Here is a 16,933-nt window from a genome sequence, read left to right as displayed (position 1 = left end):
AAGGCGGCCTTTTTTAATGCATGACTGTTACCTTAACTCCGATGCAATCGCAGTTCGGCCATAAAGCCGTCCGTCTTGCCCGGACGCGGTGAATAAAGGTTCAGTTCGGACTTGGTGTTGCGGGCAATCGCATCGACAATCGCCAGTCCAAGCCCCGCACCATCCCCGCCATTATGAGACCGTTTGAACCGGGTTTTCAGATCATCAAGGTTCCCGGTCGCGACCACCGGCCCGCCATTGCTGACCTGAATGATATGGCGATCCACCACCCTGATCTCGACGGGTTCATCCGTCCCGCCATATTTAAGGGCATTCTCGATCAGGTTGCGCAGGCAAATTGCAAAGGCATCCAGATCGATATTGGCTTCAAGCCCGTCGATATTTTCGCCATCAAACCGGATCGCCCCGCCATCGGCCCCCGAACGGACCAGATCATCCACCACCAGCGCCAGTGTCGACCCAAGCTTCTGATTATGGCCGGTCGGGCTGAACCCGCCGCCCGCTTCGGCCCGCGCCAGTTGCAACAGCTTTTCGGCAAGTCGCGACAAGCGTTTCAAAGACGCCTCGGTCTGAAGCGCACGCTTGCGGCTTTCATGGCCTTCGGGCAGTTCAAGAACCAGTCGCTGGGTCTGCGCCAGCGCAACCGCAATCGGGGTTCGCAATTCATGGGCACTGTTGGCGGTAAAGCTGCGCTCGACATTAAGGGCCGCCTCAAGCTTGCCCATCAGACTGTTGACCGCCAAGACAATCGTGGTGATTTCCTCGGGCGCTTCTTCCTGTTCAATCGGGGTCAGGTTACCCTCCCCGCGGGCCTCGATTTCATCGCGGACCCGTTGCACCGGCACCAACCCCTGCCGGACACCAAGGATAATCCCGATAATCACCGCCGGGATCAAAAGTGCGATGGGCAGGAACTGCGCAACCACGCTTTCAAACAGCGCCTCGCGCCGATGCTCAAGAGGCTCTGCCACCTGTATGATACGCTGTCCGCCCAAAAGCTCGGCGGTATAAATGCGATAGTCCTCGTCATCGTAAAATCCCTCGACAAGGGGAACGGTAAACGGATGTTCGCGCGCATTAAATGACCGCAGCAAAAGCCGCCCTCCACCGTCAAGCACGTGATACATCAGATAGTCTTCGCCAAGTTCCTCATCCCCGTCCCCGTCACCACGGTCGTCACCATGATCATCTGCATGATCATCTGCATCGTCATCCTTCCGGATTTCGCCCTTGGCCGGGCTTGGCAGCACTTCCCTGGCACCGCCGCCCTTGTGACCCTTCAGATAATCGTCAATAAGCGGTGCATAGCGGTAGGCTGTCGAAACAAGACTGTTGTCAAAGGCTTCCTCCATCTCGTGATACATGGTGAACCCCGCCAGAACCGATCCCGCCAGCCAGAAAAGGCTCAGCATCAAAGTCAATCGTCGCGTCAGGATTGACTGAAGACTTCTATTGGCCTTTTTGCGCATCACCGTCACCTCATGCCCCAACCCGATAGCCAACGCCGCGTACGGTTTTGATGACATCCTTGCCAAGCTTGCGGCGCAGTCGGCTTATATAGACCTCGACCGTGTTGCTTTCGATCTCCGCGCCAAATTCATATAACGCTTCTTCAAGCTGCCGTTTTGAAAGCGTCTGACCGGGCCTGCGCACCATCTGGTCAAACAGTGCCCATTCCCGCGATGTCAGATCGGTCTGCACCCCGTCAATCAGGATGGTGCGCCCGGCAAGGTCGACCTCGACCCCGCCATCAAGACTTATGAACGGATTGGGATTGCCGCTATAACGCCGTGCAACTGCGGCAAGCCGGGCCGAAAGCTCGTTCAGATCAAACGGCTTGACCAGATAATCATCGGCCCCGGCATTAAGCCCCTCGATCCGGTCGGAAATCTGGTCCTGTGCGGTCAGAATGATGCAGGGCGTTGTCGATCCGCTGCGCCGAAGGCCACGCAAAAGATCAATCCCCTTGCCGTCGGGCAAATTGAGATCAAGCAACAGCACATCGTAATTCGTGCCACGCATCATGATCTCGGCATCGACCACACTGTCGCTATGGTCCACCGCCTCGCCTGCGGCCAGTAAATGGTCCCTGACCGCATCAGCCAGCATCAATTCATCTTCAACCAGAAGAATGCGCACAAGCGCCCCCTCATAACAGCGGTTCCAAACCCAACCGAATATTTCCCGATCCTGACATTCAGCTGAACGGCATCAAGCAGCCTTTTCAGTTAGCTGTCAGGAAACAGCGGCAATCTTGGTCCTGTCCGACGCATCCCACGTCACGTTGCCCCGCGTCTTGTCACTCTCATCCATGACACCCTGACGCTAGTTATGAAGGAATATGACCATGAAAAGAACTGTTTTCCCGAAAGTCATTGCTGGTGTTTTTGCCAGTGCATTTACCGTTACCCTGCTGGCCGGTGGCAGCCTCGCCCTGACCTCCGGTGCTGCCCGCGCCGACGATGATTATTGCAACGTTCCGAAGTCGGAATGGAAAACCACCGACGCGCTCAAGGCAAAACTGATCGCCGATGGCTGGGACGTGCGCAAGATCAAGGAAGACGAAGGCTGCTTCGAAGTTTACGCCATCACCCCCGATGGCAAGAAAATCGAAGCCTATTTCAACCCGGCCTCGTTTGAAATCGTCAAGCAGGACAAGGAAGACTAGTTCCGCCTGCCTCTGATCAAGGACCTGGGGTCTCTGGCGGCGATACTGCCCCATCCCCGCCAGAACCGAAACCCGCCATCCAGGAGAATTTAAATGTCCGTCAAGGTCTGGGACCCGTTTATCCGTCTGTTTCACTGGGGATTGGCCGCAAGCTTCGTGATCGCATGGATCACCGCCGATGAATGGGATACCCTTCATCACTGGGCTGGCTATGCTGCCGGAAGCCTGATTGCGCTGCGCCTTGTCTGGGGGCTGGTCGGAACGCGCTATGCCCGCTTTACCCAGTTCATCAAAAGCCCTGCGGCGACAATTGGCTATTTGCGCGATATCATGCGCGGCCGTGAACAGCGCTATCTCGGGCATAACCCGGCCGGGGCTGCGATGATTGTCGCGTTGATGCTTGCCATGGCGGGCTGTGCCTTTACCGGCTGGCTTTCGACCACCAATGCCTTCTGGGGGTCTGACTGGCTCGAAGAAATCCATGAATTCCTCGCCAATGGCCTGCTGATCCTTGTGCTTTTGCATGTTGGCGGCGTGCTGCTGGCAAGCCTGCGCCATCACGAAAATCTGGTCCGTTCCATGGTGAACGGTCGCAAACGCCGTCCGATGTCTGATGATATCGCCTGAACCAGCCTGACGTGAACCTGACTTGAACGTTCCTGCCTGATCCGTCCCGATCAGAACCGAACCTTCTACTCTGAACTCCCTCATACTTGCAACCTTGCGGCAGCCGTCCTGAACCCCTTACGGCTGCCGTTTTTTATGCCCGGCCCAAACCGGTCCGGGCATTTTTGCTGATTGCTTTTTGCTTATTGTTTTTTATCCGGCGTGTTTTCGGGTTAAGCTTTGCCATCGTGAATTGAAACCGGATCGGATATTTCATGCGCCCTGTTGCCCTTGTCACCGCCCTTGGTCTGACCCTTGCCACTCTTGCCGGCTGCACCGGCAAAACCGGCGAATATGCAGGACAAGGGGCCGGGATCGGCGCGATATCAGGTGCTGTTGGCGGCTTTGTCACGGCGGCGATCTTTGGCGGTAATCCGGTGGAATCTGCGGCCCGTTCGGCGGCCTTCGGGGCGGCGGCGGGCGGAACGGCCGGGGCGATTTCCGGCGCATCGGCCGATGCCGCCACCAAGGATGCCTATGAAGCCGCCCAAAAGGAAAAACGTGATCGCATCCAGGCCAAGATCGGCGATGATGCCTTTGCCGGGCTGACCGCCCTTGCCAAATGTGACCATGCCACCGCCACCAGCAAGGCCGGTGTCGCGCAAGCCTCGACCAACAGCGATTTCGTCATTGCCGGATTGTGGCTTGAAGCCCTTGCCTATTCCGATCAGGGTCAGGAAGACCGCGCACGCGCGATGTATGGCGACATCATCGCCAGGGACCCCAAAATTTCCGATGAAACCGCCGCCGAACTCCGCCGCCGCGAACTGGCCGACGGCCTGTCTGAAATTCGCGGCGAATATGACCTGCCCAAGGTCTGCCCGGCATAAAAAAACCAAAAACAGCCCGATAAAGAAACCTGTGAAGCAGCCAATTCATCCACATAGGATTGCTAGTTCCCCCAAAGGAGAAAGTGAAGATGAACGAGGAACTTATTACGTGGGAAGCCGGTCTTAAGTTCTTTTCAGTTTACTTGCCTAGTCTAATAGAAAGGTATCAAAATCTCATCGCTGGCTTTTGCGCGATCGGAGCTGCAAGCATTGCTCTTTTCGGGGTAAACACTCAAGTTAAGGCGAACCAAGAAAGAGATAACAAGGCGCGAGAAGAAGAAATGCGCGGCTCCGTAGTCGCAGTTATTACAGAGCTGCACACAGTTAGCATGCACTTGGCTAAACACGTAATCGCAGCAAACAGAAGTAAAGATTGGGGTGCATTCACTATCGATTTTCTACCAACTAATTATGCAATTTACGATACCAACCCGTTGATAATATCGAAATTACGACCCAACACAGCGGTCGTGACGGTTACCGCATACCAAGCTCTCAAAGCTGCGACCACCATCAAGACTCAGGCGCTTAAGCTGATAAAAGAGTCCGATTTTGCTCCAGCTGACGAAATAAACAGAAAAACCAAAATCGGTGTAGATGCGCACTTTGTAGGAGCAGTCGACCTTGCAGGTAAAGCCATACGTGTCTTATGTGAAGATCTAAAAAGTGACGACCTGCACAAGAGATGGATTGCCGAACTTGCTACTGTGACGCGGACTAATGTTCAAATTTGGGAGGATTTGAAAGACTTAGCCACAAGGACAAACGCAGTTTGATCCTACACTTTTATTCCTGCTGTGATCGGAGGATTACGGTAAGAGCATTGGTCGTGCCGGATTGCCCACAACCGTGGTGCCCGGTGCAACATCCTTGGTCACAACCGAACCGGCACCAATAATCGCATTATCGCCAATGGTAATCCCGGGCAGAATAATCGCCCCGCCACCGATCCAGACATTGCTGCCGATTGTCACGGGCTTGGCGATTTCGAGATGCTGTTTGCGAAGCTCCGGATCGCGATGATGATCGGCACAGTAAATCTGCACATTCGGGCCCAGCATCGAATGATCGCCAATCCGCACGGGTGCGGTATCAAGGATCACGCAGCCGACATTCAAAAACACGTCCCGGCCCAAATGGATATTGATGCCATAGGCACAATGAAACCGCGCCTCGATCCGCACATCCTCGGCGCACTCGGCAAACAGCGCGCGCAGGCGCGGCCCGATATTGCCGCGTTCTGACGGATAGAGGTGACTATGTTCGTGGCTGGCCTCAAGTGCGCGACGGCGCAGCACGGTCAGTTCGGGATCAAGGCAGCTATACCATTCCCCCGCCTGCATTTTTTCAAATTCGGTTTTCGACATTTCCGGTGGCGCTTTGCTGTTTGTTCTTATGACGCGGGTGAAATCCTACGCCTTTGCCCGCAAACGCGCAATCACACCAGATCGCCTGTTACGTATAATCCGGCGCAAACAAATCAAGATCCAGCGACGGCCGCACACCGATATCTTTTCGGTGCTTTGTCAAAAATGCACTGGCCGCATCGCGCCCTATATCACGCAGCATGGTCATAAAGCTCCATTCCGCATTGAGCTTGGATGACTGGTCAAGATCAAGCATATCGTCGCTGGCAATACAATGCATGCGCATCGCCCCCCATCTGCTGGCTTCGCAGACATGCTCGGGCGCATCCTTGCGCAGGATCGAAATCATCCGCAATTCCTTCATCAGGCTGCTGTTGAACGACACTTCATTCAGACGATTGGCGATCTCGCGCGATGATTTCGGCACACCGGGCCGTCTGACCGGATTGATCTGCACCAGAACCGTGTCATCGGACCCGCATTCGCGCACCAGCGGGCCAAGGCTCGGATTGCCGGAATATCCGCCATCCCAATAAGGCACGCCGTCAATTTCGACCGCCTTGTAGATCGTTGGCAAGCAGGCCGATGCCAGCAATACCTCAATGCAGATATCGGGATTGCGAAATATCCGCGCCTGTCCGGTTTCAACATTGGTCGCCGTGATGAAAAGCTTGGCCGGACTGCTGTTAAGCGCCTTGAAATCGACCACATCACGCAGGATCGCAGCCAGCGGATTATCCCCCGCCGGATTAAGGTCATAGGGCGAAAACATCTTGGCACTCATATCCAGCCACATATAGGCCAGCGAGTTTTCAAGCGACCAGTTCCCAAACAGGATATCAATCGGGCTGCGCTGAAGCGGACTAAAGCGGGCTGCTTCGGACACCGCCCGCCAGAAGGTCTCAAGATCGGCCCGCGCGCCTTCATATCCGCCCTTGGCAAAGCCCGACGTCACCACGGCGGCATTCATCGCACCCGCCGAGGTACCCGAAATCGCCTCGATGGTGATTTCCTCATCCTCAAGCAACCGGTCAAGCACGCCCCAGGTAAACGCCCCGTGCGACCCGCCGCCCTGAAGCGCCAGACTGATTGTCTTGCCGGGTTTCCTTGATCCGTTGCTGGCTGCCGGCTTCTTTGCCGCCTTGCCGGTTCTGCTCCCGGTTTCGTCCGCGCTCATATCCGCTCCTGCGTCACATCATCAAAGTCACCAACAAAACTCTACCCTGATGATATGTCGCAGGATTTACGGATTACCAGCTTGAAACAGTCAAAAGCCGCAAACGGCACAGCATCCTGCCCTGCCTAGACGATCAGTTTGCCATTGGCATCAAAGAACGGATACGGGCCGTCATAGCGCTCAATATAAGCCAGATGGGTCAATAAACATCCCTGTGCCGGGTCCCAGACATGCAAATGCATCGCCGGTGGCTCCATCACAAAGGCCGATGGTCCGGCCGGATCAAGATCAAGCGCAACCTGATGGGCAACCGATGGCCCGATAATCAGCGGCACCCCGGCCCAAACCGTGTGGATCGGGCGATGCACATGCCCGCAAATAATCGCCTTGATGCGGTCCTTGTGTGCCTCGACGATCCGGGCCAGTCGCGCCGCCCCGTCGCCAAGATTCTGAACATCCATATGCGTGATCCCGACCGTGATCGGCGGATGATGCATGAACAGCAAACAGGGCTTTTCAGACCCGTCTGACAAGGCCTTTTCAAGCCAGTCCAGCGTCTCTGGCGCAAGCTTGCCCTCCGGGCGGCCTTCATCAAGCGTATCAATGCCGATCAGACGGATCGGGTACCCCTCAATCACGTAATTGACGTATGTCTGATCCGACCCAATCGGGGTGGCGGCGGGAAATGCCTTTCGCATCGGCATGCGCTGGTCATGATTGCCCGGCACCATGAAATACGGCACCTCAAGGGCGCTCAATATCTCTGCGACAAGGCCATATTCCGCATCAACGCCAAGATCACCGATGTCACCGCTAAACAGAACAATATCGGGGCGCGGCACCATATGATTGACGCGTTCCACCGCCTTTTCCAATGCCCCGGCCGTATCAACCTTGCGATAGGCAAGACGTCGACCTGCCCCGATATGCAGGTCGGTCAATTGTGCAATTATCATGCTTTTTGATCTTTCTTGTTTCGTCGCATTCAAACGCCGTCAGACCGCTTTTTCACGGCAATCAGCGCCCATATTTCGTGTAAAAACCGTCAGGCGTTCCGGGTTGAAACAGCAATGGATGTCATCCCCGACAGCGATCTGATAATCGGGATCGACATCAAGGGTGACCGGGCTTTCCCCAATGCCCGAAACCGTCAGACGCGATTTCTCGCCAAGATAGGAAACAGCCTCGACCCGACCGCGTAGCTGCGCCTGTTTCGGGTCACAAATCGAAAGCCCGTCGGCCCTGAAGAAAACCTCTGCCGGAATATTCCCGTCATCTCCTTTGCCATGCTGGCTGCCACCGGTCGAAATCGCATGACCGATCTGATCAAGGGCGATTTTCACATCGCCAAGCACAAGGCTGTCCTGTTCAATCCGGCCTTCAAGCCGGTTACTGGCCCCGACAAAATCCGCCACAAACGGCGAAACCGGCGCGCGGTAAATCTCGCGCGGGGTGCCAATCTGGGCAATTGAGCCCTTTTGCATGACGACAATCCGGTCCCCCAGCGCCATCGCTTCTTCCTGATCGTGGGTGACATAGATCGCCGTGATGCCCAGCTTGCGTAACAGCCCGTTAATTTCCGAACGCAACCTGACCCGCAATTTGGCATCAAGGGCCGTCAACGGTTCATCCAGAAGCAACACCCGCGGGCGCAAGGCAATGGCACGCGCAAGCGCAACACGCTGGCGCTGCCCGCCCGAAAGCTGATCAATCCGGCGATCGGCCAGCATATCGATATGCATCATTTCAAGCATCGCACGCACCCGCTCGTCGCGTTCGCGCCGCTCGACTTTCTGCACCTTAAGTCCATAGGCGACATTTTCGGCCACCGTCATGTTCGGAAACAGGGCATAGGACTGAAACACCATGCCGACCCGGCGTTTTTCAATCGACTGACGGGTCACATCATCGTCGCCAAACGTGATCTTTCCGCCCGCATCGGGAAATTCCAGACCGGCAATCAGGCGCAAAATCGTGGTTTTGCCACAGCCCGACGGGCCGAGCAGAACAAGCGTCTCTCCGCCATTGATCGTCAAGTCAAACGGCAAAAGCGCGCGTGTGCCATCGGGAAAGGTCTTGGTGCATCCGGCAAGCTCGATACGGGTACTTGCCCTGTTTTCATTCCGGGCATTCTGGTTATTCTGGTCGGCGGGTTGCGCCATTTCGGTCGCATTCATTATTCGTCCTCCGCCAGTTGCGATGCCGTGTGACGTTTCTTGCCCGGCCGGGCAAGCATCTGCATGGCGATCAGCAACGGCATGATCAATACAAAGAAAATAAGCGTATAGGCGCTGCCGATCTCAAGACGCATCGACGCATAGGAATCCGCCAGTCCGACCGGCAATGTCTTGGTCAGCGGGGTATGGAGCATCCAGGTCAGATTGAATTCGCCAATCGAAAGGGTGACCACCATCAACGCCCCGGCAAGAATGCCCGGCATCGCATTTGGCACAATCACATGCAGGAACCGGTGCCAGAACCCGGCACCAAGGCTTGCCGCCCCTTCTTCAAGCGTCTTCATATCCATGGCCGACATGACAGCTGCGACCGAGCGCACCATGAAAGGCAGGGTAAACAGAACATGCCCGATCAGGATAAACACCCAGCTGCTTCTGAAACTGCCAAACCCGCCATAGGTAATCAGTAACGCCAAAGCCAGTGCCAGCCCCGGAATGGCAACCGGCAAGGTCAGGATTTCCTCAAACATCCGGGTCAGCCTGTTTGGCCGCCGCACCAGAACATAGGCCAGGGGCACACCGGCAAGCGTCGTCACCACAAGACACGCCACCGCAAGCCAAAGCGACAACAGAATGCTTTGCGCATACAGGTCCCAGACCTCAAAAATCCAGCGCAATGTCAGGCCCGATGACACCCCCTTGAAGATATTGACTGTCACCCCCGCCAAAGCCGACATCACAATCGGAACCACAATGAACAGACACAGCAAAACCGTCAGGCCAAGCTGCGCATAAAACGAATAACCGCGTCTCATGCGCCCCCCCGTGTCGTTACATCGGCGGACTCACCAACAAAGAACCGCACTGCACTCAGGCACATCCACGTGATCGCACCAAGTGCTATGCTCAGCGCGGCCGCCACGGCGATATTGGCGTTTCGGGTAAATTCGGTATAGATCACCATCGGCAGAACATCGATATCGGTCGCCAGCGTAAAGGCGGTGCCAAAGGCCCCCATCGCGGTTGCAAAACAGATCGCACCCGATGAAATCAGACCGGGCATCAATCCCGGAAGGATCACATCGCGCACCACCCGCCATCGCGGCGCGCCAAGCGACCGCGCGGCTTCTTCAAGCTGCGGATCAAGCTTTTCAGCCGATGCCATCACGGCAAGGATCACCCGCGGAATGGAAAAATACAGATAGCCGATAAACAGCCCGGCAATGTCATAGGCAAAAACAATCTTCTCGCCGGTCAGTGCGTTGCTGATACCGCCAATCACCCCTTGCCGACCGGCCAGCATGATCACCATGAAACCGACAACCGTTCCGGGAAAGGATAATGGCAGGGTCAGCAACCCGATCAGGATACTGCGCCCGGCAAACTGGTTGCGCACCAGAAACATCCCGACAACCCCGCACAATATCAGGGCAACAATTGTCACCCCTGCGGACATCATCAATGTCTGGATCAGACTTTCAAGATAGCGGCCATTGGTCAGGATCACCAGATAGGTCGCCCAGCCATCCGGGCCGTCGGTGACCTTGATCGCCACCAGAAAAAGCGGGATCAGGAAAAAGGCCGCGATAATCGCAACACCGGGCGTCATCAACGCCAGAAACGTCGCCGGACTGGCCATCGCCGAACGCGATGCCCCGAACGATTGGAAAAAAGAAGGGCGCGAACGCCCTTCTCCAGGATGTTGCAAACCCACCTTAACGTACCTCGGACAGGTAACGCTCGGCGAAACCGCCCTGTGCGGTTGCCATTTTGGCGTAATCAACCGGATTGGAACGCGCATAATCCGCAGCCGGAAGGAATTTCGCAGCCGCGTCTTCGGACATTGCACTTGCAATCACCGGACGCAGGAAGGCATTTGCCCAATGGGCCTGACCTTTGTCCGACATCACGTAATCAAGGATCTTCTTGCCGTTGTCGGCATGAGGACCATTTTTAACAAGGCTCATGACATAGGGAACGGCAACCGTCCCTTCGGCCGGAATAACGAATTCAACATTCGCGCCGTCCTTGTATTTCGCGCGATAGGCATTGAAATCATAATCAATCAGGATCGGAATTTCGCCCGACAGAACACGCGCATAGGCGGTCTGTTTCGGCACGATCGGATCGTTTTCCTTAAGCTTTTTAAAGAACTCGATCCCCGGGGTGAAATCATCAAGCGACCCGCCCATCGCACGGTTGATCGCAACCGCACCGGCATAACCGACAAAGGCGCTCGACGGATCAAGATACCCGACCATGCCCTTGTATTCCGGCTTCAAAAGATCGGCCCAGCTTTGCGGAACAGCCGCACCTTCAAGGGCATCTGCATTGACAAACAGGCCAATCGTGCCCGAATGGATGGCAAACCAGCTGCCATTCGGGTCTTTCAGACCATCGGGAATGGCATCGAAATTGACCGGCTTGTAGGCGCTGACAACGTCGGCTTCCTTGGCCTTGATCCCGAAAGAAACGCCATAATAGGCAACGTCGGCAACCGGGTTTTCCTTTTCAGCCAGAAGCTGCGACAGGGTCTGGCCGGAATTCTTGTTGTCCTGCGGGACATCAATACCAAGGTCTTTGGAGAAGTTCTTAAGCTGTCCGCCCCAGTCTGCCCATTCTGGCGGGCAGTTATAGCAAATGGCAACATCTTCGGCGAAAGCAGGCTGCGACGCGGCAACAGCCAGTCCCAGACCCAGTACAAGTTGTTTGAAACGCACTTTTGATCTCCCTATAATCGGGGTGATGACGAATGCCGGGCGGGCCCGATTGACTCACCCGTGCTAAGTTGATGAGGCAGGATCAAACTTTGCGGGTTTGCCTGCCCCCTTATCAGGCCACGCAGGAATGCAAGCGCCTGCTGGCCCATCTCCTGGGTGGGTTGAATGGCCGAACACAGTTTCGGTGAAATCAGCCCACCCACCGCAATTCCATCAATCCCGCCCACAGACACATCACCGGGAACACTCAAACCGTGGTCACGGCATGCGCTGATCGCGGCAATTGCCAGCATGTCGGTGGAACAAACCAGACCGGTCACCGCATCCGGGCCGGTCAGAAAACTTTTTAACGGGGTAAACAGCTCGGTTTCGCCAAACCCGACCTGACACAGGCGCGCCGCACCCAGTCCGGCATCGGACAATGCCTGACCAAATCCGTCAAAACGCTGCTTGGAACGGTCCGAACTTTCAAACCGGCCGGCCACCATTGCAAGGGATGTGTGCCCTTGGGCAATCATCGCCTGTGTCATGTCATAGGCCGATCTGGCGTTATCGACGCTGATCGATGCGACATCTCTGCGGGCGGGCTGGTTAAACAGCAAAACAAACGGAATGTTCTCTGCCTTCAACAGATCAATCACCGGGTTGTCATCGGCATTGGCAAGCGTCAGGATCAACCCGTCAACCCGGTTATTGAGCAAGGTCGACACCGCCCCCAATTCGCGTTGCGGGTCATAATTCGATGATGTCAGCAAAACCGTCAGGCCGTCTTCATGCGCAGCCTGTTCGATCCCCTGGACCGAGGTCGCAAAGACCGGGTTGGCCATGGTCGGGACCAGAACCCCGACGGATCGTGTTTGCGCCATCTTGAGACGGCGGCCATTGATGTTGGGACGATAATTCAGATAACGCATGGCGGCACGGACCCGCTCGACCGTTTCGGTCGGCACTTCATCGGGGCTGTTGATCACCCGTGAAACGGTGGCAATCGACACACCGGCCTTGCCCGCAACTTCGCGCATGGTTGACTTCGACGTCATCATCCAATCTCCTCTGACGGCCAACACCATAGCCGACAAAAAAGACAGTTCGATAACGCCTGCGTTTCAGTTTTATGAACATTTGAAACGTTTACATTGGCAGTTTTCCGCCATTTATTTTGTTATTAAACCGCAACAAAACCGACACCCGCCCGCCCCGCTGCGCAAATATTCAATCCACCACAGGGGCCGGAGAGTGGACAACAGAACATCCCTGTCCGGTTGATCGGGGTCGGGATAAACCCGGCATTAGCGGTCTGTTTTCCCCTCAATATAGGCCAACTGATTTGCATGGGTCTCAAGGCCCGTGCACGCGCTTTCCCAAGCCGGATCATCATCATAAAGGGCGGATCGCAAATAGGCCCATGTCATGCGCTGGGTGATGGCAAGGCGGTCCGGGTCTTCGTCATCGGTTTCCTTGGCATCATATCCGGCAATCCCGCCCAGCCCGTGCTTGCCGCCGATCAGGGTCAGCAAATATTCCCCGCCCGGCCCATAATGGAACGGATCGGTGTGCCAGGCCGCCCCGCATGTCGTCAGGTGCGGGTTGATGTCCTGATCCCCCGCCACCACCAGCGTTCGGGTCGTCATATGCGAAAAGTCCGGATTAAGCGCCGTATAGTTCTTGCGCGCATGTTCGCTCAGGCTATCCCCGCCCCGGCCCGGTGCGGCCAAAAGGACACCGGCCCGGATGCGCGGTTCGATCAGATTGACATCCTGCGCATCCGGGTCCGCACTGTCACTCAGGCGCGCGCCCAGCAACATGCCCACCGTCTGCCCGCCCAGCGAATGGCCGACCGCCGCCACCCGGCCATGGTCCAGCCGCCCGTCCAGAACCGGGCTGGCGCGTTCGATCTCGCCCAGATGATCGAGAATGGTTTTGAAATCCTCGACCCTTGATCGCCAGAAAAACGGCGCACCGGGCACATCCGCACCAAACCCCGCCACCTTGGAATTGCCGTGGGTTGGCTGAATCACGACAAATCCGTGCTCGGCATAGAAATTGGCCAGCGGCCCATACCCATCCTTTGACGGGATATAAAGCGATGGCCCATGCCCGTGCGACAGCAAAATGATCGGCAAATCCCGGCCCTGTGCCGGGGCGGTGACCCGCATTTCAATCGGTTTGGCCCGTCCGGGGGCGGCAAGGATCACCGGGCAGACCGAAATGGTCGAAACTGCGTCATTGACCGGAATATGCCGGGCCTTGTCGATCAGGTTATTCATGTCTGCAATCCTTTTCCGATTGGCGAAACCGGGTGTTTCACCTATATATCTGGAAACGGAACATTGATCCGATACGCTTGGCGTCATAAGTGGATCAGCGTTCCGCTTGCAGGAATGCAGATATGGAACAATGTTCCGTTTAGCAAGTGAAAAATTTGACGGGTGGATTCTGTCTGCACGTCTGAAACTGAATTTGTTTTTGGAAAACAACAGGATGACCGACGACACCACCGGCACAAAAAAAAGCATCCGTGCCGATGCCCTGCGCAATGAGGACGCCCTTCTTGAAGCCGCCAAGGAGATTTTTGCGACCTCTGGTGTCGATGCACCGGTGCGTGAAATTGCCGCCAGGGCCGGGGTCGGGGTCGGCACGCTTTATCGTCGTTTTCCCAAACGCAGCGACCTTGTGGTCGGGGTGTATAAGCGGGAGGTCGATGCCTGCGTCAGTGCCGCCACCGAATTTACGCAGCAATATGGCCCGGGCGACGCCCTGAGCCACTGGCTCAAACGCTATTGCCAGTTCATCCTGACCAAAAAGGGACTGGCCGCCGCGCTTTATTCCGGCGATCCGGCCTTTGATGCCCTGCCCGCCTATTTCCGGTCCAACTTCGAACCGACCCTGCAATCGCTTTTGAAGTCCGCCGCCAAGGCCGGTGAAATCCGGGGCGATATTGATGCCTATGACCTTCTGCGCGCCATCGGCAATCTGGCCTCCACGGGCGGCACCGAGGGTGCGGAACACACGCATCGCATGCTTGAACTGATGATTGATGGCTTGCGGTTTGGTGCCAAGGGTCGCTAAGCACCTAAGGCCCGCCTAACACAGTTCCCGGCAACACTCCCCCGTCACCCAAAACACCCGACATCGGCCTGAAATCATCGGCCTGAATTCAGGTCCCAAGCTCCCCCGTCTCCGACGCCCCACGCAACAGCTCGTCCATCAGCGGTGCGATTTTCTCTTCCGTCGACGCCCATTTGGAAGCATTAAGCCCGCCGCCACCAAACGGCGCGTCTGGCAGCTTGTAGAAAACCTGACCAATCATCTCGTTATCTTCAAACAGGCGAATGTCGGCTTGGCTCAAAAACGTTGTGAAGTCCCATTTTCGGTACGCGACATATGTCAGACGATATGCGCAATCATCCGGCACATCCCGATAGATCTTGGGCTTATAGCCATGCGACGAAATGCTGTTTGTGATGACGGAAAGTATCTCCGGCTCTGTCACGCGCGGGTTCTCCTCGACACAGATCACCGCGCCCGGCTCAATTCCGCCAGCAACGGGCATCACGTTCCGGGTGATGCTACAACCGGCCAAAACAGGCACCAGACCTAACAATATGAGTGCTCTTTTCATTGGTCCTCTCTTTTCGGAAACATCCCCTCGCAAATCCTGACTGGCTTCAATACCACTCCAGCGCCGCAGGCAGATCAAGGCTTGCGGCCTGATCGCGGACCTCGCTTAAAAACAGGCTGGCAATCGGCGACAGGCTTTTGCTTTTGCGCGTGATGATGCCGATATGGCGCTGGCGCACCGGGGCGGATAGCGGCACGAAAACCAGTCCCTTGTCACGGGTCATGTCCGAAACCCGTGCGGCCAGTTCCGGCAGCACCGTGATCCCCACCCCTTGCGCGACCATGGCGGCCAGCGTGAGGGTGTTTGATGTTTCCACCGTCGGGCGTGGCAGGGTTATGGGGGTGTCATTACCCGCCAGGGACCGGGATTTGGCGGATTTCCCTGCATTGCTGGCGCGTATATCGGCCAGTTTGTTCTGGGCTGCGGCCAGTTTTTCGGCCTGTTTCATTACGTCCCGGGCCTCGGCAATACCAAGGGCGGCGGCATCCTTGATGGCGGAACTGGTGAAATCTGATCCGCTTTGTTTGCTCTGACGGGTCTGATTGCTGCTTGTCGCACCGCCAACCCCGGCCATCATCGCCGATGTCCCGGATTCCGGGCCCAACCCGACAAACGGCTGATCAGAAAGCTCCGCCCAGGTCACGAAAGTCTGACTGGCAAAGGCATGATCGGCCCGGCACAGCACCCCGAACCGGTCGGAAAACAGCGGGCGAAACGCGATATCGGGTAGTGGCTCCCACTCCCCGGCAATGCCGAAATCGGCCGCACTCGCGGCCACCGCCTCATGGACTTCACCGGCATTCATTTCATCAAGCCGTAATCGCGCATCGGGGTGATCGACCACAAAGCGCGAAATCACCGCGGGCAATATCCGGGTCAAAACCGACGGGGCGGCGGCGATGGTGATTTTCCCGCCAATCCCCCTGGACAGCGCATCAAGATCGCCCAAGGCTTCCTCAAAATCGCCAATCAGACGCCGGGCGACGGGCAAGAACCGCTCCCCGGTGTCGGTCAGGGTGACTTGCCGTGTCGTGCGATCAAAAAGGGCCGCCCCCGTCACATCCTCAAACTGGCGGATGGTGGTGGTCAGGCTGGGCGGCGTAATTCCAAGCTCCGCCGCCGCCGCCGTAAAGGAGCCGTGATCAGCCACCGCAACAAAGGACCGCATATGGCGCATATTCAGTGATGAAAACATCCAAACTCCCCCATAATTTCCAGCCGGTATTCCGGACTTATATTTCCCAAAGGGCATTCTCGAACCGGCACTCTCGAACTGGCACTCTCGAACGGACCCGACACAGGTCCTCTGCCTTTCGGCAGCACGGCCTCGGGACCATGCCCGTATCGGTTCAGATCAGATCAACTCGAACACCACCACCGGGCGACGTCAGCCTGGAATGACGAACAACTGACCGACGCCGCCACTGTAAACTTTTCTTTACACCCGCGTTGCGTCGACCTCACCGTTTCGATGCCATCCCTCAAAGCCACATCACCGGGAGAACCAATCCTCATACCATTAAGACCCGGAACGATCGGAAATGGTGCCCGATTTTTGCATTTGTCGTCGATGATCCGGAATTTCTGTCAGCAGATGTCAGTAGCCGGGCTTTGTAACCTCGATCTGGCGACCTTCGATTATTAGGCTCAAACTAATAATCATTCGGAATTTTCAATTTGTCCAATTAATCCTGATAGGGTCAAAT

At 56.3% G+C, this 16,933-nt stretch carries 18 protein-coding genes; 5 read left to right on the top strand and 13 right to left on the bottom strand.

Going from position 1 to position 16,933, the window contains the following annotated elements:
• Nucleotides 1-32: 32 nt before the first annotated feature.
• Both ACTU44_RS10480 and ACTU44_RS10475 read right to left on the bottom strand, forming a co-directional pair.
• The gene (locus ACTU44_RS10480; protein ID WP_462097396.1) at nucleotides 33-1,412 is read right to left on the bottom strand and encodes an ATP-binding protein; all 1,380 of its coding nucleotides are present in this window, start codon (nucleotides 1,410-1,412) and stop codon (nucleotides 33-35) included.
• A gap of 67 nt (nucleotides 1,413-1,479) precedes the next feature.
• A complete protein-coding gene (locus ACTU44_RS10475) occupies nucleotides 1,480-2,139 on the bottom strand; it encodes a response regulator (protein WP_114099900.1) in 660 nt (219 codons plus the stop codon).
• A 208-nt stretch (nucleotides 2,140-2,347) separates the two neighbouring features.
• Between ACTU44_RS10475 and ACTU44_RS10470 the strand changes: the two genes are divergently transcribed.
• From ACTU44_RS10470 to ACTU44_RS10455, 4 genes are all read left to right on the top strand, one after another.
• On the top strand, nucleotides 2,348-2,668 hold the full coding sequence (locus ACTU44_RS10470) for a PepSY domain-containing protein (RefSeq protein ID WP_462097395.1): 321 nt from the start codon (nucleotides 2,348-2,350) through the stop codon (nucleotides 2,666-2,668).
• A gap of 93 nt (nucleotides 2,669-2,761) precedes the next feature.
• Nucleotides 2,762-3,295, top strand: coding sequence for a cytochrome b/b6 domain-containing protein (locus ACTU44_RS10465; protein WP_462097394.1), 534 nt, complete (start codon nucleotides 2,762-2,764; stop codon nucleotides 3,293-3,295).
• A 254-nt stretch (nucleotides 3,296-3,549) separates the two neighbouring features.
• The gene (locus ACTU44_RS10460; protein WP_462097393.1) at nucleotides 3,550-4,164 is read left to right on the top strand and encodes a hypothetical protein; all 615 of its coding nucleotides are present in this window, start codon (nucleotides 3,550-3,552) and stop codon (nucleotides 4,162-4,164) included.
• An 89-nt stretch (nucleotides 4,165-4,253) separates the two neighbouring features.
• Complete coding sequence (locus ACTU44_RS10455) at nucleotides 4,254-4,940, top strand: hypothetical protein (RefSeq protein WP_462097392.1); 687 nt, start codon at nucleotides 4,254-4,256, stop codon at nucleotides 4,938-4,940.
• Between the two features lie 33 nt (nucleotides 4,941-4,973).
• On the opposite strand, the gene ACTU44_RS10450 is transcribed toward ACTU44_RS10455, so the two are convergent.
• The 9 genes from ACTU44_RS10450 to ACTU44_RS10410 all read right to left on the bottom strand — a co-directional run bounded on the left by ACTU44_RS10450 (nucleotide 4,974) and on the right by ACTU44_RS10410 (nucleotide 13,872).
• Nucleotides 4,974-5,531, bottom strand: coding sequence for a sugar O-acetyltransferase (locus tag ACTU44_RS10450; protein ID WP_462097391.1), 558 nt, complete (start codon nucleotides 5,529-5,531; stop codon nucleotides 4,974-4,976).
• A gap of 88 nt (nucleotides 5,532-5,619) precedes the next feature.
• Complete coding sequence (locus ACTU44_RS10445; RefSeq protein ID WP_462097390.1) at nucleotides 5,620-6,708, bottom strand: patatin-like phospholipase family protein; 1,089 nt, start codon at nucleotides 6,706-6,708, stop codon at nucleotides 5,620-5,622.
• 125 nt (nucleotides 6,709-6,833) lie between these two features.
• On the bottom strand, nucleotides 6,834-7,664 hold the full coding sequence (locus ACTU44_RS10440; protein WP_462097389.1) for a phosphodiesterase: 831 nt from the start codon (nucleotides 7,662-7,664) through the stop codon (nucleotides 6,834-6,836).
• Nucleotides 7,665-7,703: 39 nt separating this feature from the next.
• Nucleotides 7,704-8,885: an ABC transporter ATP-binding protein gene (locus ACTU44_RS10435; RefSeq protein ID WP_462097388.1), complete on the bottom strand. Its 1,182-nt coding sequence runs from the start codon at nucleotides 8,883-8,885 to the stop codon at nucleotides 7,704-7,706.
• Nucleotides 8,885-9,700: an ABC transporter permease gene (locus ACTU44_RS10430; protein WP_114099895.1), complete on the bottom strand. Its 816-nt coding sequence runs from the start codon at nucleotides 9,698-9,700 to the stop codon at nucleotides 8,885-8,887. Before ACTU44_RS10430 ends, ACTU44_RS10435 begins: the two co-directional genes overlap by 1 nt.
• On the bottom strand, nucleotides 9,697-10,524 hold the full coding sequence (locus tag ACTU44_RS10425; protein ID WP_462097387.1) for an ABC transporter permease: 828 nt from the start codon (nucleotides 10,522-10,524) through the stop codon (nucleotides 9,697-9,699). Before ACTU44_RS10425 ends, ACTU44_RS10430 begins: the two co-directional genes overlap by 4 nt.
• A 76-nt stretch (nucleotides 10,525-10,600) precedes the next feature.
• Complete coding sequence (locus ACTU44_RS10420; protein ID WP_114099893.1) at nucleotides 10,601-11,605, bottom strand: ABC transporter substrate-binding protein; 1,005 nt, start codon at nucleotides 11,603-11,605, stop codon at nucleotides 10,601-10,603.
• Between the two features lie 11 nt (nucleotides 11,606-11,616).
• Nucleotides 11,617-12,648 (bottom strand): LacI family DNA-binding transcriptional regulator, encoded by a 1,032-nt coding sequence (locus tag ACTU44_RS10415; protein ID WP_462097386.1) that lies wholly within the window; start codon nucleotides 12,646-12,648, stop codon nucleotides 11,617-11,619.
• A 246-nt stretch (nucleotides 12,649-12,894) separates the two neighbouring features.
• Entirely contained in the window at nucleotides 12,895-13,872 is a 978-nt protein-coding gene (locus ACTU44_RS10410) for an alpha/beta hydrolase family protein (protein ID WP_462097385.1), read from the bottom strand.
• Between the two features lie 214 nt (nucleotides 13,873-14,086).
• On the opposite strand from ACTU44_RS10410, the gene ACTU44_RS10405 reads away from it, so the two are divergent.
• The gene (locus ACTU44_RS10405) at nucleotides 14,087-14,674 is read left to right on the top strand and encodes a TetR/AcrR family transcriptional regulator (RefSeq protein WP_462097384.1); all 588 of its coding nucleotides are present in this window, start codon (nucleotides 14,087-14,089) and stop codon (nucleotides 14,672-14,674) included.
• Nucleotides 14,675-14,762: 88 nt separating this feature from the next.
• Here ACTU44_RS10405 and ACTU44_RS10400 read toward each other — a convergent pair whose 3' ends face one another.
• Together ACTU44_RS10400 and ACTU44_RS10395 are read right to left on the bottom strand one after the other, a co-directional pair.
• Nucleotides 14,763-15,227, bottom strand: coding sequence for an Sbal_3080 family lipoprotein (locus ACTU44_RS10400; RefSeq protein WP_462097383.1), 465 nt, complete (start codon nucleotides 15,225-15,227; stop codon nucleotides 14,763-14,765).
• A 46-nt stretch (nucleotides 15,228-15,273) separates the two neighbouring features.
• The gene (locus tag ACTU44_RS10395; RefSeq protein ID WP_462097382.1) at nucleotides 15,274-16,422 is read right to left on the bottom strand and encodes a LysR family transcriptional regulator; all 1,149 of its coding nucleotides are present in this window, start codon (nucleotides 16,420-16,422) and stop codon (nucleotides 15,274-15,276) included.
• Between the last annotated feature and the right edge of the window lie 511 nt (nucleotides 16,423-16,933).

This window comes from Thalassospira sp. SM2505 (genome assembly GCF_054901115.1).
The sequence above is the reverse complement of the archived record's forward strand: the minus strand, read 5'-3'. Positions and strand labels throughout refer to the sequence as shown.

Excerpts from the sequence above, each read along its gene's own strand:
- ACTU44_RS10480 (WP_462097396.1), bottom strand. The coding sequence starts at position 1,412 with ATGCTGAGCCTTTTCTGGCTGGCGGGATCGGTTCTGGCGGGGTTCACC.
- ACTU44_RS10470 (WP_462097395.1), top strand. The coding sequence starts at position 2,348 with ATGAAAAGAACTGTTTTCCCGAAAGTCATTGCTGGTGTTTTTGCCAGT.
- ACTU44_RS10465 (WP_462097394.1), top strand. The coding sequence starts at position 2,762 with ATGTCCGTCAAGGTCTGGGACCCGTTTATCCGTCTGTTTCACTGGGGA.
- ACTU44_RS10460 (WP_462097393.1), top strand. The coding sequence starts at position 3,550 with ATGCGCCCTGTTGCCCTTGTCACCGCCCTTGGTCTGACCCTTGCCACT.
- ACTU44_RS10455 (WP_462097392.1), top strand. The coding sequence starts at position 4,254 with ATGAACGAGGAACTTATTACGTGGGAAGCCGGTCTTAAGTTCTTTTCA.
- ACTU44_RS10450 (WP_462097391.1), bottom strand. The coding sequence starts at position 5,531 with ATGTCGAAAACCGAATTTGAAAAAATGCAGGCGGGGGAATGGTATAGC.
- ACTU44_RS10445 (WP_462097390.1), bottom strand. The coding sequence starts at position 6,708 with ATGAGCGCGGACGAAACCGGGAGCAGAACCGGCAAGGCGGCAAAGAAG.
- ACTU44_RS10440 (WP_462097389.1), bottom strand. The coding sequence starts at position 7,664 with ATGATAATTGCACAATTGACCGACCTGCATATCGGGGCAGGTCGACGT.
- ACTU44_RS10435 (WP_462097388.1), bottom strand. The coding sequence starts at position 8,885 with ATGAATGCGACCGAAATGGCGCAACCCGCCGACCAGAATAACCAGAAT.
- ACTU44_RS10430 (WP_114099895.1), bottom strand. The coding sequence starts at position 9,700 with ATGAGACGCGGTTATTCGTTTTATGCGCAGCTTGGCCTGACGGTTTTG.
- ACTU44_RS10425 (WP_462097387.1), bottom strand. The coding sequence starts at position 10,524 with ATGGCCAGTCCGGCGACGTTTCTGGCGTTGATGACGCCCGGTGTTGCG.
- ACTU44_RS10415 (WP_462097386.1), bottom strand. The coding sequence starts at position 12,648 with ATGATGACGTCGAAGTCAACCATGCGCGAAGTTGCGGGCAAGGCCGGT.
- ACTU44_RS10410 (WP_462097385.1), bottom strand. The coding sequence starts at position 13,872 with ATGAATAACCTGATCGACAAGGCCCGGCATATTCCGGTCAATGACGCA.
- ACTU44_RS10405 (WP_462097384.1), top strand. The coding sequence starts at position 14,087 with ATGACCGACGACACCACCGGCACAAAAAAAAGCATCCGTGCCGATGCC.
- ACTU44_RS10400 (WP_462097383.1), bottom strand. The coding sequence starts at position 15,227 with ATGAAAAGAGCACTCATATTGTTAGGTCTGGTGCCTGTTTTGGCCGGT.
- ACTU44_RS10395 (WP_462097382.1), bottom strand. The coding sequence starts at position 16,422 with ATGTTTTCATCACTGAATATGCGCCATATGCGGTCCTTTGTTGCGGTG.